The 16590-nt window shown below is 69.3% G+C and carries 14 protein-coding genes; 11 read left to right on the top strand and 3 right to left on the bottom strand.

The annotated features are described in order from the left end of the window. Positions 1-98 precede the first annotated feature (98 nt). From recN to ACFPZ3_RS64815, 10 genes are all read left to right on the top strand, one after another. Entirely contained in the window at positions 99-1808 is a 1710-nt protein-coding gene (gene recN / locus ACFPZ3_RS64770; RefSeq protein WP_379524338.1) for a DNA repair protein RecN, read from the top strand. Positions 1809-1881: 73 nt separating this feature from the next. Then, entirely contained in the window at positions 1882-3078 is a 1197-nt protein-coding gene (gene steA / locus ACFPZ3_RS64775) for a putative cytokinetic ring protein SteA (protein WP_379524339.1), read from the top strand. Next, a complete protein-coding gene (locus ACFPZ3_RS64780; protein WP_379524340.1) occupies positions 3075-4052 on the top strand; it encodes a copper transporter in 978 nt (325 codons plus the stop codon). Before steA ends, ACFPZ3_RS64780 begins: the two co-directional genes overlap by 4 nt. Before the next feature lies 1 nt (position 4053). Beyond that, positions 4054-4917 carry a hypothetical protein gene (locus ACFPZ3_RS64785; RefSeq protein ID WP_379524341.1) on the top strand — a complete coding sequence of 288 codons (864 nt, stop codon included), beginning with the start codon at positions 4054-4056 and terminating at the stop codon, positions 4915-4917. Between the two features lie 81 nt (positions 4918-4998). Continuing rightward, positions 4999-6606 carry a murein biosynthesis integral membrane protein MurJ gene (gene murJ / locus ACFPZ3_RS64790; RefSeq protein ID WP_379524342.1) on the top strand — a complete coding sequence of 536 codons (1608 nt, stop codon included), beginning with the start codon at positions 4999-5001 and terminating at the stop codon, positions 6604-6606. A 32-nt stretch (positions 6607-6638) separates the two neighbouring features. Then, positions 6639-7691 (top strand): glycosyltransferase, encoded by a 1053-nt coding sequence (locus ACFPZ3_RS64795; RefSeq protein WP_379524343.1) that lies wholly within the window; start codon positions 6639-6641, stop codon positions 7689-7691. Positions 7692-7894: 203 nt separating this feature from the next. After that, positions 7895-8878: a TerC family protein gene (locus tag ACFPZ3_RS64800; protein ID WP_379524344.1), complete on the top strand. Its 984-nt coding sequence runs from the start codon at positions 7895-7897 to the stop codon at positions 8876-8878. A gap of 138 nt (positions 8879-9016) precedes the next feature. After that, entirely contained in the window at positions 9017-9628 is a 612-nt protein-coding gene (locus tag ACFPZ3_RS64805) for a phosphatidylserine decarboxylase (protein WP_379524345.1), read from the top strand. Beyond that, positions 9615-10439: a CDP-diacylglycerol--serine O-phosphatidyltransferase gene (gene pssA, locus ACFPZ3_RS64810; RefSeq protein WP_379524346.1), complete on the top strand. Its 825-nt coding sequence runs from the start codon at positions 9615-9617 to the stop codon at positions 10437-10439. The genes ACFPZ3_RS64805 and pssA overlap by 14 nt, the downstream gene beginning before the upstream one ends. Positions 10440-10486: 47 nt before the next feature. After that, positions 10487-10762 (top strand): hypothetical protein, encoded by a 276-nt coding sequence (locus ACFPZ3_RS64815; protein ID WP_379524347.1) that lies wholly within the window; start codon positions 10487-10489, stop codon positions 10760-10762. A gap of 319 nt (positions 10763-11081) precedes the next feature. Here the strand turns inward: ACFPZ3_RS64815 and ACFPZ3_RS64820 are convergent, their stop codons facing one another. Both ACFPZ3_RS64820 and ACFPZ3_RS64825 read right to left on the bottom strand, forming a co-directional pair. Beyond that, on the bottom strand, positions 11082-11738 hold the full coding sequence (locus ACFPZ3_RS64820; protein ID WP_379524348.1) for an MBL fold metallo-hydrolase: 657 nt from the start codon (positions 11736-11738) through the stop codon (positions 11082-11084). Then, positions 11735-12766 carry a maleylpyruvate isomerase family mycothiol-dependent enzyme gene (locus ACFPZ3_RS64825; RefSeq protein WP_379524349.1) on the bottom strand — a complete coding sequence of 344 codons (1032 nt, stop codon included), beginning with the start codon at positions 12764-12766 and terminating at the stop codon, positions 11735-11737. The genes ACFPZ3_RS64820 and ACFPZ3_RS64825 overlap by 4 nt, the downstream gene beginning before the upstream one ends. A 217-nt stretch (positions 12767-12983) precedes the next feature. On the opposite strand from ACFPZ3_RS64825, the gene uvrA reads away from it, so the two are divergent. Beyond that, positions 12984-15824, top strand: a complete 2841-nt coding sequence (gene uvrA / locus ACFPZ3_RS64830; protein WP_379524350.1) for an excinuclease ABC subunit UvrA — start codon at positions 12984-12986, stop codon at positions 15822-15824. A 15-nt stretch (positions 15825-15839) separates the two neighbouring features. Here uvrA and ACFPZ3_RS64835 read toward each other — a convergent pair whose 3' ends face one another. Further along, the gene (locus ACFPZ3_RS64835; RefSeq protein WP_379524351.1) at positions 15840-16574 is read right to left on the bottom strand and encodes a DUF2306 domain-containing protein; all 735 of its coding nucleotides are present in this window, start codon (positions 16572-16574) and stop codon (positions 15840-15842) included. Positions 16575-16590 lie beyond the last annotated feature (16 nt).

Raw genomic sequence — 16590 nt, forward strand, 5'->3', positions numbered from 1 at the left:
GAGGGGAGAGCGCGTAGGATCACGTGAGCATGGTGGGCCGCCCCCAGCGGCCCAGCGCGGGCAACGGCGTCAGACACGGCAGTGAACGGGAGTGGGCAGTGCGACCGAGGGTCGAGGAGGTCCGCATCCAGGGGCTCGGCGTCATCGACGAGGCCGTGCTCGAGCTTTCGCCTGGCTTCAACGTGGTCACCGGCGAGACGGGTGCGGGCAAGACGATGGTCGTCACCGGGCTCGGGCTGCTGTTCGGCGGCCGGGCCGATCCTTCGCGCGTCCGGCCGGGGGCCGATCGGGCCTCCGTCGAGGGCACGCTGGTCATCGAGCCGGGCGGGCGCGTCGCGCAGCAGGTCGAGGATATCGGCGGCGAGGTCGAGGACGGCGAGCTGATCATCTCGCGCACCGTGTCGGCGGAGGGCAGGTCCAGGGCCTGGCTGGGCGGCCGCACAGTGCCCGTGGGCACGCTGACATACCTGGCCGACGACCTGGTGGCGGTGCACGGGCAGATGGACCAGCAGCGGCTGCTGCAGCCTGCCAGGCAGCGGGCCGCGCTCGACCGTTACGCCGGCAACGAACTCGTCAAGCCGCTGAGGGCGTACTCGCAGGCGTACAAACGGCACAAGCAGGTGACGGCGCAGCTCGACGAGCTGACCACCAGGGCCAGGGAGCGGGCGCAGGAGGCCGACCAGCTGCGGTTCGGGCTGGAGGAGGTCGAGAAGGTCGATCCCAAGCCCGGCGAGGACGCCGAGCTGCGCGGTGAGGAGGAGCGGCTCTCGCACGCCGACGCCCTGCGCAGCGCCGCGACGACGGCGCACACGGCGCTGCTCGGCGACCCGATGGAGGCCGCGGGCAGCCCTCAGGACGTGGCCTCGCTGCTGGGGGAGGCGCGCTCGGCCGTGGAGGCGGTGCGCGACTTCGACACCGAGCTCGCCGGCGTGGCCGACCGGCTGGCCGAGGCCGGCTACCTGATCTCGGATGTGGCGACGGATCTGGCGGCGTACGCGGAGTCGGTGGAGGCCGATCCGGCGCGGCTGGCCGCCGTACAGGAACGCCGCTCGGTGCTGACCAGCTTGATACGGAAATATGCCCAGGACAGCGCGGGCGTTCTGGCCTGGGCGCAACAGTCGGCCGCGCGGCTGGCCGAGCTCGAAGGCGACGACGAGCGCATCGGGGACCTGACCCGCGAGCACGAGGAGCTGACCGCCCGGGTCACCGAGCTGGCCGCCAGGCTCACCAAGGTGCGCGAGGCCGCCGCCGAGCGGTTCGGCCAGGCCGTGACCGAGGAGCTGACCGCGCTGGCCATGCCGCACGCCAGGGTCATCGTCCAGCTCTCCCAGAGCGCGGAGTTCGGGCCCGAGGGCCGCGACGAGGTGGAGGTGCGGATGGCGGCGCATCCCGCCGCGCCGCCGCTGCCGCTCAACAAGGGGGCCTCGGGTGGTGAGCTGAGCCGGGTGATGCTCGCGATCGAGGTGGTCTTCGCGGGGGCGGATCCTGTGCCGACGTTCGTGTTCGACGAGGTCGACGCGGGGGTCGGCGGGAAGGCCGCGGTCGAGATCGGGCGCAGGCTGGCCCGGCTGGCCCGCACCGCGCAGGTGATTGTGGTCACACATCTTCCGCAGGTCGCGGCGTTCGCCGATCAGCATCTCGTGGTCGAGAAAGCCAGCGACGGCAGCGTCGTGCGCAGCGGCGTCGTCACGCTCAACCACGAGGGCAGGGTACGCGAGCTCTCCCGCATGCTGGCCGGCTTGGAGGACTCCGAGCTGGGCCGGGCGCATGCGGAAGAACTGCTGGGACTCGCGGCCGCAGACAGGTGATCCTGGGTGACATAGCGGACACGCCGCGTCAAGCGTGGCCTCCGCGCTGTTTCACTCTGGCAGGATGGTCTTGATGAAGGTTCCGGGAAGCAGAATGCCGGGCCTCCGCGGTAGGAAGGTCGGGGACCTTCCCGGTGTAACGGCAGTGGCGAGAATCGACCGGCGTACCAAGAGGCTGACAAAACGCCTCCAGTCCGGGGAAATTGCGATTATCGACCATGTTGACGTTGACCGAGTGAGCGCGGAGGCACTCGTCGCGTGCGGTGCTTCGGCCGTGGTCAATGTCGCCACCGGCATCAGCGGCCGCTACCCCAACCTGGGCCCGCAGATCCTGCTGGACGCGGGCGTGCCGTTCGTCGACAACGCCAATCAGGAGTTGTTCGAGCGCGTCAAGGACGGTGATGTCGTACGCGTCTGTCAGGGCGTCGTCTACCTCGACGACGACGTGGTGGGCAAGGGCGAGGAGCAGACCTCCGAGACCGTCGAGTCCGCCATGGCCGAGGCGCGCGCCGGGCTGGCCGTGCAGATCGAGGCATTCGCGGTCAACACGATGGAATACGTCCGCGGTGAGGGCAAGCTTCTCATCGACGGAGTCGGTGTCCCTGAGATCCGCACCCTCATGGAGGGCAGGCATGCCCTCATCGTGGTGCGCGGATATCACTACAAGGAAGACATCGCCACCCTGCGCCCGTACATCCGCGAATACCGTCCCATTCTCATCGGCGTCGACGGCGGCGCGGACGCGCTGCTGGAGGCCGGTTACCTGCCCGACGTGATCGTCGGCGACTTCGACTCGGTCTCCACCAAGGCTCTGACCTGCGGCGCCGAGCTCGTCGTGCACGCCTACCGCGACGGCAGGGCGCCCGGCCTGGAGCGTGTGCACCAGCTCGGTCGCGAGGCGGTGATCTTCCCCGCCACCGGCACCAGCGAGGACATCGCCATGATCCTGGCCGACGACAAGGGCGCCGAGCTGATCGTCGCGGTCGGCACCCACGGCACGCTGGAGGAGTTCCTCGACAAGGGCCGCCCCGGCATGGCCAGCACCTTCCTCACCCGGCTGATCATCGGCAGCAAGCTCATCGACGCCAAGGGCGTCAGCAGGCTCTACCGCAGTCGCATCAGCACCCCGCAGCTGCTTCTGCTCGTGGTCACCGCACTGGTCACCATGGGAGTCGCGCTCTTTCTCTCGCCACTCGGCCAGACCTGGCTGAACGGCCTGCAAGACGTCTGGAACGCATTTATCTTCTGGCTGGTCGGACTCTTCTCGTGATCGATTTTCGCTACCACCTCGTCTCCATCGTCGCGATCTTCCTTGCCCTCGCGGTGGGAATCGTGCTGGGCACCACGCTGCTGCAGGACCCGGCGCTCAAATCCGCGCAGGAGCTGACCGCGCAGCTCACCAAGACGAAGGAGGATCTACGGGCGGAGATCGACACGCTGCAGGGTCGCGAGGCCGGCAACGACACCTTCATCACCTCCGTGACGCCTGACCTGGTGGCCGCCGAGCTGACGGGCCAGCGGGTGTTGCTGATCGAGACGCCGGGCTCCAGCTCCACCGTGCGCGAGGGCGTCCAGCAGGTGCTCGACCAGGCCGGCGCGGAGATCTCCGGTCGCGTCACGCTGACCGAGAAGTTCTTCGACCCCAAGGGCACGGGCGTGCTCGACGGGCTGGTCAACCAGCTCAAGCCGGCCAACATGGTCTTCCCCGCCACCGCCACGAGCTGGGACAGGGCCTCCACGCTGCTCGCCTCGGCCCTGGTCACGACCGACCAGGCCCAGGGCGGCACCCCCAACCCCGCCACCACCGACATCCTCAGCACGTTCGAGGCGGGCGGGCTGCTCAGCACCGAGGGCGATCCGGCCAAGCGGGCCATGCTGGCGGTGATGTTCGCGCCGGAGAAGCCGTACGAGGGGGAGAGCGCCGAGACCCAGGCGGGCGCGCTCGTCTCCGTGGCCGATGGCTTCGACGTCGGGGGCACGGGCACGGTGCTGGCCGGGACCGCCATCCCCACCGCCCCGGTCGGCGACGCGATCACCGCCGTACGCGACGAGAGTGAGATCTCCAAGCGCGTGTCGACGGTGGATACCGCAGATATGCCTCTGGGCCGGGTCGTGATCGTCTACTCTCTCCGGGAGCAGTTGTCCGGGCGTGCCGGCCAGTACGGCATGGGCAAGGGAGCCTCGAACCCCATGCCCCCGGTGACGTCCCCGACGCCGTCCCCCACCACCGAGTCAGGGAGCTGACATGCCAGCGAGCCGGGCCCGTGGCCTGCTCTACGCCCTCGCCGGTGCCGCGATCGGCGCAGTGGCCGCGCGCACCGCCTACGCGGCGTTCACGCGCAGCAGGCCCGCCGACCTGAGTGGCCGCTGGACCAGGAAGAACCATCGCGGCGAGCCGATCACCCTGCTCGAAGGCCCCGCCTTCGTGGCCGGCTCGGGCGCCGCCGCCGCGCTCACGCCCGGCCTGCCCCCTCGGGTGCGCGCCGCCGCGCTGCTCGCGGGCGTCGGCAGCGGCGCGCTCGGCGCCTACGACGACCTCTACGGCACCGCCTCCTCCAAGGGGTTCAAGGGACACCTCAGCGCGCTCACCCGCGGCGAGGTCACCAGCGGCGCCGTCAAGATCCTCGGCATCGGCGCCACCGGCCTGGGCGCCGCCGCCCTCGTCTCCCAGGGCCCCGTGGACACCCTGGTGAACGGCGCCGCCATCGCCGGCTCCGCGAACCTCGCCAACCTCTTCGACCTGCGTCCAGGCCGCGCCATCAAGGTGAGCCTGCTGACCGGCGGGCCGCTGCTCGCTCTCACGCTGCTGCGCGGCTCGCCCGCGGCGGCCGCGCTGGCCGCCGTCCCGCTGGGCGCCGCCGCCGCGCTGCTGCCCGCCGACCTCGGCGAACGCGCCATGCTCGGCGACGCCGGCGCCAACGCCCTGGGCGCCCTGCTCGGGCTCGCCGCCGTCACCAAGCTCGGCAAGCCCGGCCGGTACGCCCTGCTGGGCACCGTCGTGGCCCTGACGGCGGCGGCGGAGAAGGTCAGCTTCACCAAGGTCATCGCCGGGAACCCGGTGCTCAACCGCATCGACATGCTCGGCCGCCGCCCGGCCGACTCCGTGTGACCCGCCCGTCGGCGCGATTGTCGGTCCGGCCTGCCAGGATGTCTGCGTAAGGTTGGTCGGCTGCGGGGCTGAGGAGGCCGGGTGCGTGTGGTGACGGCGCGGGGCGTCGCGGGTGGCGCGATGCTCATCGGGGCGATCACCGTGCTGGCGCGCGTCGTCGGTTTCGCCAAGCAATACGCCTTCGCCCAGACCGTCGGCACCAACTGCCTGTCCACGGCCTACATGACGGCCAACCACATCCCCAACATCGTGTTCGAGGTGGTCGCAGGGGGCGCGCTGGCGGGGATGGTCGTGCCCGTGCTCGCGGGTCCGGCCGAGCGGGGTTCGCGGGAGCGGGTCGGGTGGATCGGCTCGGCGCTGCTGACCTGGGTGGTCGTCGTGCTCGTCCCGCTGGGCGCGCTCGTCGCCCTGCTGGCCGGGCCGGTCATCGGCCTGTTCTTCGGCGCTTCCCTCTCTGACTGCGACGTCGACGCCGTGTCCGCGGTGGCCACCCGGATGCTGGTCGTCTTCGCGCCCCAGATTCCGCTGTACGGGGTGGCCGTGGTGCTCTACGGCATGTTGCAGGCGTACAAGAGGTTCGCCGGGCCCGCGGTCGCGCCTCTGGTGTCGAGCATCGTGGTCATCGTCGCCTACCTGCTGTTCGTGCCGCTCGGTGGGACGAGCGATCCCGCCACGGTGCCAGGGCCCGCTGAGCTGGCGTTGTCGGTGGGGACGAGTCTGGGTGTGGTGTCGCTGGTGGTGGCAGTGCTCGGGCCCGTGGGGCGGCTGGGGTTGCGGTGGCGGCCGACGTTACGGTTCCCCGACGGGGTGGCGGCGCAGGTGCGCAGGCTCGCCCTGGCGGGCATCGCGGGGCTGCTCGCCCAGCAGGCGGCCATGATCGTGGTGCTGGTGTTGTCGAACAACGCGATCGGCAACGGGGCCATCGTCATCTACAACTACGCGTGGGCGATCTATCTGGTGCCGTACGCGGTGCTGGCCGTACCCATCGCCACCAGCGCGTTTCCCCGGCTGGCCGCGCAGGCGGGCGATCCCGCGGTCTTCGCGGCGCTCGCGGCGCGCACGACCCGGGCCGTGGTGCTGGTGTCGGGGCTGGCCGCGGGGGTGCTGGCCGCCGCGTCCGGCCCCGGCGCCGTGGTGTTCCTCGCGCGCAAGAGCCAGGTTCCCCATGATCAGCTCGCGTTGGCGATCGCGCTGTTCGCGCCTGGTCTGGTGGGATATGGGCTCATCGCGCACCTGACCCGTGTGCTGTACGCGGCGGGCCGGGGGCGGGCGGTGGCCACCGGCACCGTGGCGGGGTGGGGTGTGGTCATGGTCGCCCAGACCGTGTTCGTGCTGGTTCTGCCCGACGAATGGAAGATCGGGGGGATGGCGCTCGGGATGAGCGTGGGCATGAGCGTAGGTGGGGCGATGTTGCTCGGCTCCGTGGTGCGGGCTCGGGGGAGCCTGGCCGTCGCGGGGCTGGGCCGGGCCGGGGGCGCCGCGGTGGCCGGAGGGGTGCTGGGCTACCTCGCGGGGGCCGGGGTGGTGGGGTGGCTCGGGGTGAGCGACATCTGGCCGAATGTGGGAGCCGCCGTGCTGGCCGCGGTCGTGGCGCTGGCCGTGGGGGGCGGGGTCGTGGCGCTGGTGGACCGGGAGGATGCCGGTGCGGTGGCCGGGCTGCTGCGGCGAGGCGGGGGCTCAGGGGTGTGAGTTTGGCTGTGGACTTGAGGAAGGGGTAGGGCGTGCGGGTGGCGTTCGTGCTGGGGACCACGTCCGGTGGCACGGGGCGGCATGTCCTGATGCTGGTGGAGGGGCTCGTCCGGCGGGGGCACAGGGTGCTGGTGGCAGGGCCCCGCAGCGTCGAGGAGCAGTTCTCCTTCGGCGCCGCGGGGGCCAGGTTCGTCGAAGTGGGCGTCTCCGATCGGCCGCATCCGGTCGGCGATCTGCGTGCGGTGGCGGCGATCAGGCGGCTGACCCGGGGCGCCGACGTGGTGCACGCCCACGGGCTGCGGGCCGGGGCGCTGGCGGCGCTGGGGCGGCCGGGGCCCGTGGTGACGTTGCACAACGCGCTGACCGCCGGCGGGTTCGTCGGGGTCGTCTACGGGGTGCTGGAGCGGATCGTGGCGCGGCGGGCGGGGCACGTGCTGGCCGTCTCGCCTGACCTGGCGGAGCGGATGACCGGGCTGGGGGCCCGCGACGTGCGGGCCGCCGTGGTGACGGCGCCCGTGCCGCCACCGGCGAAGCGGACGCCCCAGGAGGTCAGGGACGAGCTGGGAGCCGGGAATCGGCCCATCCTGCTCACGATCGCCAGGCTGGCGCAGCAGAAGGGGCTGGAGACCCTGCTCGACGTCGCGGCCGGGCCGTGGCGGGGGGAGCCGCTGTTCGTGGTGGCGGGGGAAGGTCCGTTGCGCGGGGAGTTGGAGCGCCGGGTCGAGGCCGAGAGGCTTCCTGTCCGGTTGCTGGGGAATCGTAGTGATGTGGCCGATTTGCTTGGGGCGGCTGTGGCGCTGGTGATGCCCAGTCGCTGGGAGGGGCAGCCGCTCACGTTGAGAGAGGCGCTCATGACGGGGACGCCGGCTATTGCCTCCGATGTAGGTGGGATTCCAGAAATCTTGGGGGATGGGGGGATTCTGGTGCCCTACGGGGATGTGGGTGGGTTCCGGGGGGCCGTACAGGAGCTGCTGTCAGCGCCGGGAGCTGCGGAAAGGCTGGCTGCGGCGGCCACGCGGCGGGGGCGGGAGATGCCGGACGGCGATGACGTCGTGGAGAGCGTGCTGGCCGTTTACCGGTCGTGAGAGCCCAGGTTGGTCACCGGATGATTAGGTGCGCTTGGTGCGTTCTCATATACTGCCTGGGTTAGGGAGGGGAGTATCCCTTCGCGACAGCCTCGTCATCACGGTGTAGCCCCACTCCACGGGGCCCCCGGGGCTGCCGGTCCGCAGGTTTTCGCGGGCGGGAGAGACCTCCGGCAATGAATCGTGCATGCCGGAGGGTCTGAGTGAGTGAACCTTTGTGGGCCTGGATCGCCGTCATCGGCGGTCTGCTTGTCGTCCTCGCCATTGACCTCTGGATCGTCGACCGCGGAGAAGCCCGAGAGTTCTCCATGCGGCAGGCGGGATATTGGGTAACGTTCTACGTCATCCTCGCCGCCGCCTTCGGATTGTTGCTCTGGGTCACCACGGGGGGAGACAGAGCAGGCGAGTTCTTCGCCGGATACATCACTGAATACAGCCTCAGTGTCGACAACCTGTTCATCTTCTTCATCATCATGAGCCGGTTCGCCGTGCCCAAGATCTACCAGCACAAGGTTCTGCTCGTCGGCATCCTGCTCGCGCTGGTGATGCGCGGCGCGTTCATCGCGCTGGGCGCCGCGGCGCTCGAGCGGTTCGGCTGGTTGTTCTACGTCTTCGGCGCCTTCCTCGTCTACACGGCGATCAACATCGTCCGCCAGCACCTCAAGGGCGATGAAGAGGAGTTCAACGAGAATCTCGTGCTGCGGTGGGTGCGCCGGGCCTTCCCCACCACCGAGACATATGTCGGCTCCAAGGTCACCGTGAAGATCGACGGTAGGCGCATGGTGACCCCGATGCTCATCGTGATGGTCGCCATCGGCAGCACCGACCTGCTGTTCGCGCTCGACTCGATTCCCGCCATCTTCGGGCTCACCAAGGACCCCTTCATCGTCTTCACGGCCAACGCGTTCGCCCTGATGGGGCTGCGTCAGCTGTACTTCCTCCTGGGCGGCCTGCTGCAGCGGCTCGTCTACATCAGCTATGGTTTGGCGTTCATCCTGGGGTTCATCGGGGTTAAGCTCGTATTGGAGGCGTTGCACTCCAGCCATGTCTCCTGGGCGCCCGAAATTCCCATCTGGGTGTCGCTCTCGGTCATTGGCGCCACCATGGTCATCACCACCGTGGCGAGCCTGATCAAGGCCCGCATCGACGCGCGCAAGGGCGAAGAACCGCACCCGGAGCAGGTCTAGCGAAAAGGGCTTCGAGGCGCTTTGCTTGTGTAGTTGTGCCGTGTAATAGTTGCTGGTTCGGTAACATCACGGCAAAGCGCCCAGTCCAGTCACCACCAAAGGTTGTACGTGTCAGACGATTCTGCTAATCCGAGCCGCATGAGGCTCGCGCGCGGGGTCTCCCCGTGGCTCCTTCCAACGGCGGCCGCGGCGGTGGCCACCGCGCTGCTGACGCGCCGAGACCGGCGATGGGCGCTCGCGGCGGCCCCGCTCAGCGCACTCACCGCGGGCATGCTCTGGTTCTTCCGCGACCCCGACCGCACGCCGGGCGAAGGTCGCATCCTGTCGCCCGCCGACGGCGTGGTGCAGAGCATCGACCCGTGGCCCGATGGCCGTACCAGGGTCGCCATCTTCATGAACCCGCTGAACGTGCACGTCAACCGTGCCCCTCTTGCGGGAAATGTCGCATCCGTGCAGCATGTGACAGGTGGGTTCCTGCCGGCGTTCAACAAGGACAGCGACCAGAACGAGCGCGTGGTGTGGCATTTCGAGACCACGCTGGGCGACATCGAGATGGTGCAGATCGCAGGCGCGGTGGCGCGCAGGATCGTGCCATACCTGACCGCCGGAGCCAAGGTGGAGCAGGCCGAGCGAGTCGGGCTCATCAGGCTCGGTTCCCGGGTTGATCTCTACCTTCCGGAAGGGATATCTCCCGCGGTGTCCGTGGGTGAGAAGACGGTTGCGGGGGTGACCAGAATTGACCGCGGCTGATGCCGGTAGTTGGCAGGCGGATGAGGAAGAGCCTCGTGGTCCCGTGGGCAAGGCGTTCCGCCTGTCCGCCGCGGACTCCCTCTCCCTGGGCAACGCCGTCTGCGGATTCCTCGCGGTGTGCGTGCTGGCCTACTCCGCCATCCAGCAACTCCAGGTCGGTGGCGGGCGGTTCACACCCGCGCCCAGCTATTTCGCCACCGCCATCGTGCTGCTGCTCATCGGCGCGACCTGTGACCTGTTCGACGGGCTCGTGGCGCGGCGGTTCCGTGCCTCCGCGATGGGCGCGGAGCTCGACAACCTGGCCGACGTCATCAGCTTCGGGTTCGCGCCCGCGTTCATGGTCGTGATCTGGGGCGGGTTCACCGACCAGGTGCCCTTCCCCGCGGTGCTCGCCGCCGCGGCGGCCGTGCTGGTCGCCGGCGTCGTACGCCTGGCCAGGTTCGCCTGCGTCAAGACCAAGAGCGGCGACTTCATGGGGCTGCCCATCCCGATGGGCGCCATGACCGTGATCTCCATCGTGCTGCTGTTCCAGCCGAGCGTCTGGTCCCTGGTGGCCGTGCTGGGCGTGGCGTGGCTGATGGTCAGCCGCATCGAGTACCCCAAGCCGAAGGGGCAGCTCGCCGCGGTGGTCCTTGGGTGGATCATGGTGAATGTGGCGTTCCTCGCCTTCTGGGTGGGCTGGCCTGAGGGCGGTGACCTCCCGATCAAGATCGGGGCGACCATGCAGATCTCGCTCGTGGCGGCGATTCCGTTGCGGGTGCTGTTCTACAAGCGGGAGCAGCGTAAGGAAGCCGAGCGCATCGGTCGCTGATGAGTGACTGACGGGATTTTTCGTCTTACTTCGGCTTTGATGGAGCCATGTCGGCCACGCCGCGCGAGCACACGCGCACGTACTACCTCGGCAAGCTGGCCACGGAGCTGGAACAGCGCGGGCTGACCGCCATGTTGCGGTCGTACCCGCCCGCGCTGCGCATCAGCCATCCCGACACGATCATGCTGGCCGAGACCATTGACTGCGTGCCGCTCTCCGAGGGGTGGTTTTTCCGGTGGTCGTGGGGCGAGCTCGTCGGACTGGCCGACGATCCCGCCCTGGCGGCCGAGAGGATCGTGCACGTGCTGGCCGCCCGTCGCTGACCGCACGCCACCCCTGATGCCGGTACCGGTCTCGCGCGCCGGCACGTGTTCCATGCCGGTATGTGTTCCATGCCGGTCCTGGTGCCCATGCCGGTACGTGTCCCATGCCGCTCCTGGTGCCCATGCCGGTATGTGTCCCCATACCCGTCCTGGTCCCGACGCCGGTACGTGTTCCCATACCCCGTCCTGGTCCCCGCGCCGGTACGTGTTTCATGCCGATCCTGGTCCGCGTGCCGGTACGTGTTTCATTCCGGCACGTGATGTGCCGGCGCAGTGAGTGGGCGCTCACTGCGCGGGCGAGGGTGCTTGTCAGTGGGTTCTACCAGCCTCTGGCCTTCCACTCCGCCAGGGACGGGCGTTCCACGCCGAGGGTGGTGTCCTTGCCGTGGCCCGGGTAGACCCAGGTCTCGTCGGGCAGGCGGTCGAAGACGCGCTCCACCACGTCGGTGTAGAGCTGGGTGAAGCGCTCCGGGTCCTTCCAGGTGTTGCCGACGCCGCCGGGGAACAGGGAGTCGCCGGTGAACAGGTGGTGGCCGGCCTGGCCGCCGTCGTACAGGAGGGCGATCGAGCCCGGTGTGTGGCCGCGCAGGTGGATGACCTCCAGGGTTACGGCTCCGACCGTGATCGTGTCGCCGTGCTCGACCGTGCGGTCCACGGGCACGGGGAGGGCGGACGCGTCGAGGGGGTGGGCGATCACCTGGGCGCCGGTCACCTTCGTCACCTGCTCCAGCGCCTGCCAGTGGTCGCCGTGCTGGTGGGTGGTGACGATCTCGCCGACCTGCTGGTCGGCCATCAGCGCCAGCAGACGGTCGGAGTCGGCCGCGGCGTCGATGAGCAGGGCCTCGCCGCTCTCGCGGCAGCGCAGCAGGTAGGCGTTGTTGTCGTAGGGGCCGACGGCGAGCTTGCCGATCGTCAGCGCGGGCAGCTCGCGCACGTCGGCGGGGCCGCCGACCTGGACGTCGCCTGTGTACGTCATGGATAGTCCTTCGGGGGCGTCGTGGGCAGATCAGCGGGGGCCGGCATCGTCAGCCACGGTGGCGGCTCTGGAAGCCTCGTGCCTCCGGGGCCTGGCGTGAACGACTGCCCCACGGGCAACAGACTAACGCCCTCGCCGCCGGACCTGCCGGTGAGCCAGGCAAGCGTGTCGCGTGGCGTGCCCTGAACGGCCGGGCCCAGGCCGAGGCCGCGCCAATGGGCGACGATCCCGGTCGTGGGTGGGGAGAATCGCCCGGCGGGTCCGGCCATGGGTGACTTGTGGATGGGACGAAGGTCCCGGGTGCCGGTCTCGGTGAACCGTGGGTCGCTGGAGCCGGTGGGGCGGGGGTGGTCCGTGTGGGTGAAGTGGGGGCCGGTGACATGAGGGTGATCGGTGCCGGAGGGGCGGGTTTTGTCGGTGGTGCGGGGTTGGTCGGTGGGGCGAAAGGCGGTGGTGGGGTCGGACGGGGTGAGGAGGAGGATGATTTCGCTTACCGTGCTCCGGGCGTGGGGCCAGGAGGCCAGGCAGTCGTGGAGTTCGCGGTGCACGAACGAGTCCGGCCAGTTCGCGGGGCCGTACCCGGAGGCGAGGTCCACGTGGTGGAAGGCGATTTCGCGCAGGCGGCGTACCAGGACGTACCAGGCGGGGTGGGGCGGTGGGCGCATGCCCTCCACCGAGGCACGCCAGGCAGCGGTAGGGAGGTCGCGGACGGCGGTGGCGAAGCGGGCGGCGCCGTCTTCGAGGTCGGCCAGGTGGCGGACGGCCGGGTGGGCGGCGATGGCCTCGATCTCGGCGGCCCTGGTCTCGTAGGAGGCGTATTGCGGGGTGCGGATGCCGGTTCTGGCCCAGATCAGGAGGTTGATGTAGGAGTCGGCGTTCTTGGTGAGATGGGCGAGGACGTGACCCCGGGTCCAGCCGGGCAGCAGGGAGGGGGCGGTGAGGTCGGCGTCGGTGAGGGACGCGGCCGTGGCCAGCAACTGGTTCGTGGCCGAGGTCAGCTCGGCCTGCAGCGCGGGTAGGACGGTCATGTCTGGATATTTCATCATTTAGGGTGTCTGAGTTGAGAAGGGCATAAAACCGCAGGTCAGGAGGTTGAATGTTGAAGGGCTCCTGCCGAGGCAGGAGATGGCCGTAACCTGTGAGGGACGGATTTTCGGGGGCCGTGGATCGGGCTCGCCGAAATTGTCGGAGCCCCCGTCTACCATCCCCCGTGGACCTATCCGCCTTTCGACTTCCGGGATCGCTGTGGCAGACCGCCTGATCGTGCGTGGTGCACGTGAGCACAACCTCAAGGACGTCTCGCTGGACTTGCCGCGAGACTCTCTGATCGTCTTCACCGGCCTGTCCGGCTCGGGCAAGTCGAGCCTGGCCTTCGACACGATCTTCGCTGAGGGGCAGCGGCGTTACGTCGAGTCGTTGTCGGCGTACGCACGCCAGTTCCTCGGCCAGATGGACAAACCCGACGTGGACTTCATCGAAGGCCTCTCGCCGGCGGTCTCCATCGACCAGAAGGCCACCAGCAAGAACCCTCGTTCGACCGTCGGCACGATCACCGAGGTCTACGACTACCTGAGGCTCCTGTGGGCGCGCATCGGCAAGCCGCACTGCCCGGTGTGCGCTCGCCCGATCGCCAGGCAGATGCCGCAGCAGATCGTGGACCGGGTGATGGACCTGGAGGAGGGCACCCGATTCCAGGTGCTCGCGCCGGTCATCAGGGGCCGTAAGGGCGAATACGCGGAGTTGTTCCGCGAGTTGCAGACCAAGGGGTTCGCCAGGGCCAGGGTCGATGGCACCGTCGTACGGCTAGAGGAGCCGCCGACGCTGAAGAAGTACGAGAAGCACGACATCGAGGTCATCGTCGACCGGCTGTCGGTCAAGGATTCGGCGCGGCGCAGGCTCACCGACTCGGTCGAGACGGCGCTGCAGTTGTCCGGCGGCACGATCACGCTCGAGTTCGTCGATCTCCCCGAGGACGACCCCAACCGCGAGCGCTTCTACTCCGAGCACCTCTACTGTCCCTACGACGACCTGTCGTTCGAGGAGATGGAGCCGCGCTCGTTCTCCTTCAACTCGCCGTTCGGCGCCTGTCCTGAGTGCACCGGTCTGGGGACCAAGATGGAGGTGGACCCCGACCTCGTGGTGCCCGACCCCGAGCGCACGCTCGGCGACGGCGCGATCCACCCGTGGTCCGGGGGCCACACCAGCGAATACTTCTCCAGGCTGATCGAGGCGCTCGGCCACACGGTCGGGTTCACGCTCGACACGCCGTGGGAGAAGCTGCAGAAGAAGGCGCAGAAGTCGCTGCTGTACGGCCACGAGGAGCAGGTCCACGTCCGCTACAGCAACCGCTACGGCCGTCAGCGCTCCTACTACACCACCTACGACGGCGTCATCCCGTGGGTGCAGCGCAGGCACGCCGAGGCCGAGAGCGACGCGGCACGTGAGCGCTTCGAGGGCTACATGCGCGAGATCCCGTGCCCGGCCTGCAAGGGGGCCAGGCTCAAGCCGGTCACCCTGGCGGTGACGGTCGCGGGGAAGTCGATCGCCGAGATCGCGGCCATGTCGATCGGCGAGTGCGCCAAGTTCCTGGCCGCGCTCAAGCTGTCCGATCGCGACATGCAGATCGCCGAGCGGGTGGTCAAGGAGATCAACGCCCGGATGGGCTTCCTGCTCGACGTCGGCCTCGACTACCTGACCATGGACCGCGCCGCCGCCACCCTGGCGGGCGGCGAGGCGCAGCGCATCAGGCTGGCCACGCAGATCGGCTCCGGCCTGGTCGGCGTCCTCTACGTGCTCGACGAGCCCTCCATCGGCCTGCACCAGCGCGACAACATGCGCCTGCTCGACACGCTTGTCCGGCTGCGCGATATGGGCAACACGCTGATCGTGGTCGAGCACGATGAGGACACGATCGCGGCCGCCGACTGGGTGGTCGACATCGGGCCGGGCGCCGGCGAGCACGGCGGCCAGGTCGTGGTCTCCGGCACGGTGCAGGACCTCCTCAGCAGCGAGGAGTCGTTGACGGGGGCCTACCTGTCGGGGCGCAGGAGCATCCCGATCCCCGCCAAGCGCCGCAAGCGCGACAAGAAGCGGCAGATCACGGTCAAGGGGGCGCGCGAGCACAACCTCAAGGGCGTCGACATCGAGTTCCCGCTGGGCATGTTCACGGCGGTCACGGGCGTGTCGGGGTCGGGGAAGTCGACGCTGGTCAACGACATCCTGTACAACGCGCTGGCCAAGGAGCTCAACGGGGCGCGCACGGTGCCGGGCCGGCACTCGCGGATCAACGGCATGGACCAGGTGGACAAGGTGGTCCACGTCGATCAGTCGCCGATCGGGCGCACGCCGCGTTCCAACCCGGCCACGTACACCGGTGTCTTCGACCACGTGCGCAAGCTGTTCGCGGCCACGGCCGAGGCGAAGGTGCGCGGCTACCAGCCGGGGCGCTTCAGCTTCAACGTCAAGGGCGGGCGCTGCGAGGCGTGCGCGGGCGACGGCACCATCAAGATCGAGATGAACTTCCTGCCCGACGTCTACGTCCCCTGCGAGGTCTGCCACGGCGCCCGCTACAACCGGGAGACGCTGGAGGTCCACTACAAGGGCAAGACGGTCTCCGAGGTGCTCGACATGCCGATCGAGGAGGCCCTGGGCTTCTTCGAGGCCATCCCGGCGATCAAGCGGCATCTGCAGACGCTCAACGACGTGGGGCTGGGATACGTGCGCCTCGGGCAGCCGGCCACCACGTTGTCCGGCGGTGAGGCGCAGCGGGTCAAGCTGGCCTCCGAGCTGCAGCGGCGGCAGACCGGACGGACGATCTACGTGCTCGACGAGCCGACCACCGGCCTGCACTTCGAGGACATCCGGCGGTTGCTCGGCGTGCTGGGGCGGCTGGTGGACAGCGGTAACACGGTGATCGTCATCGAGCACAACCTCGACGTCATCAAGACCGCCGACTGGGTCATCGACATGGGGCCCGAGGGTGGCTCCCGTGGCGGCACGCTGGTGGCCAACGGCACGCCGGAGGAGATCGCGCTGGTGGACGAGAGCCACACGGGGCGGTTCCTGCGGAAGATCCTGGAGTTCTGACCGAAGCGGAGGCGGTTACGACCGCGCCGCGGAGGTCGCGCGGCGGCGGCGCTTGGCGGCGTCGCCGCGCTCCAGCCACCACTCGGCCAGCAGCAGCGGCAGCACCCAGCCCATCCAGGCGCCCAGCCCCGAGATCGTGGCCACCATCAGCTTCGGGTCGCCGTGGAACGTCGTCTCCAGCTGCGGGGACAGCAGGATCGCGAACAGCACGCTGTAGAGCCGGTTGGTGATGATGGACATCGTCAGGGCGAAGCTGCGCACCATCCACCGGCGGTGATCGACGAACCTGCGCTGCCTGGCCATCCGCCACCCGGTCAGCGTGCAACCGAGCCAGAGCAGCGCCAGCAGCACGTCGCTGACCATCGTGACCGGGCCGAACGGCGTCGCCAGGCCCACGGTCAAGCCCAGCAGGCCGGCCGGGAGGCAGCCGCCGAACACGTACACGCGGCCGATCATGCGGTGCGCCTTCGGATAGCGCCCGCGAAACCACGGCCAGATCTGCAGGCAGCACGTGATCATCGCGATCGAGCCGAACACCACGTGCAGCGAGAGCATCACGAAGTGCGGCGGGAAGAAGTCGGGAGCGGGCACGCGGGACTGGCTCGGGTCCAGAGAAAGGTACGGCGGCAGCGAGAAGGCGATGAACACCACCGCCACCACCATCAGCGGCGCCACCCACGGCCGGCGCCACCATCGGGTACGCGCGGGCAGGGCGGGAGCGACAGCCGGACGTTCCGTCGAAGATGTCATGACCGCAACCCTCGGC

It is taken from the genome of Nonomuraea insulae (assembly GCF_042656245.1).

Bases quoted from the DNA above. Each gene is read 5' to 3' on its own strand.
- ACFPZ3_RS64805 (WP_379524345.1), top strand. From the start codon at position 9,017: ATGAGGCTCGCGCGCGGGGTCTCCCCGTGGCTCCTTCCAACGGCGGCC.
- ACFPZ3_RS64815 (WP_379524347.1), top strand. From the start codon at position 10,487: ATGTCGGCCACGCCGCGCGAGCACACGCGCACGTACTACCTCGGCAAG.
- ACFPZ3_RS64820 (WP_379524348.1), bottom strand. From the start codon at position 11,738: ATGACGTACACAGGCGACGTCCAGGTCGGCGGCCCCGCCGACGTGCGC.
- steA (WP_379524339.1), top strand. From the start codon at position 1,882: ATGAAGGTTCCGGGAAGCAGAATGCCGGGCCTCCGCGGTAGGAAGGTC.
- ACFPZ3_RS64835 (WP_379524351.1), bottom strand. From the start codon at position 16,574: ATGACATCTTCGACGGAACGTCCGGCTGTCGCTCCCGCCCTGCCCGCG.
- ACFPZ3_RS64785 (WP_379524341.1), top strand. From the start codon at position 4,054: ATGCCAGCGAGCCGGGCCCGTGGCCTGCTCTACGCCCTCGCCGGTGCC.
- ACFPZ3_RS64825 (WP_379524349.1), bottom strand. From the start codon at position 12,766: ATGACCGTCCTACCCGCGCTGCAGGCCGAGCTGACCTCGGCCACGAAC.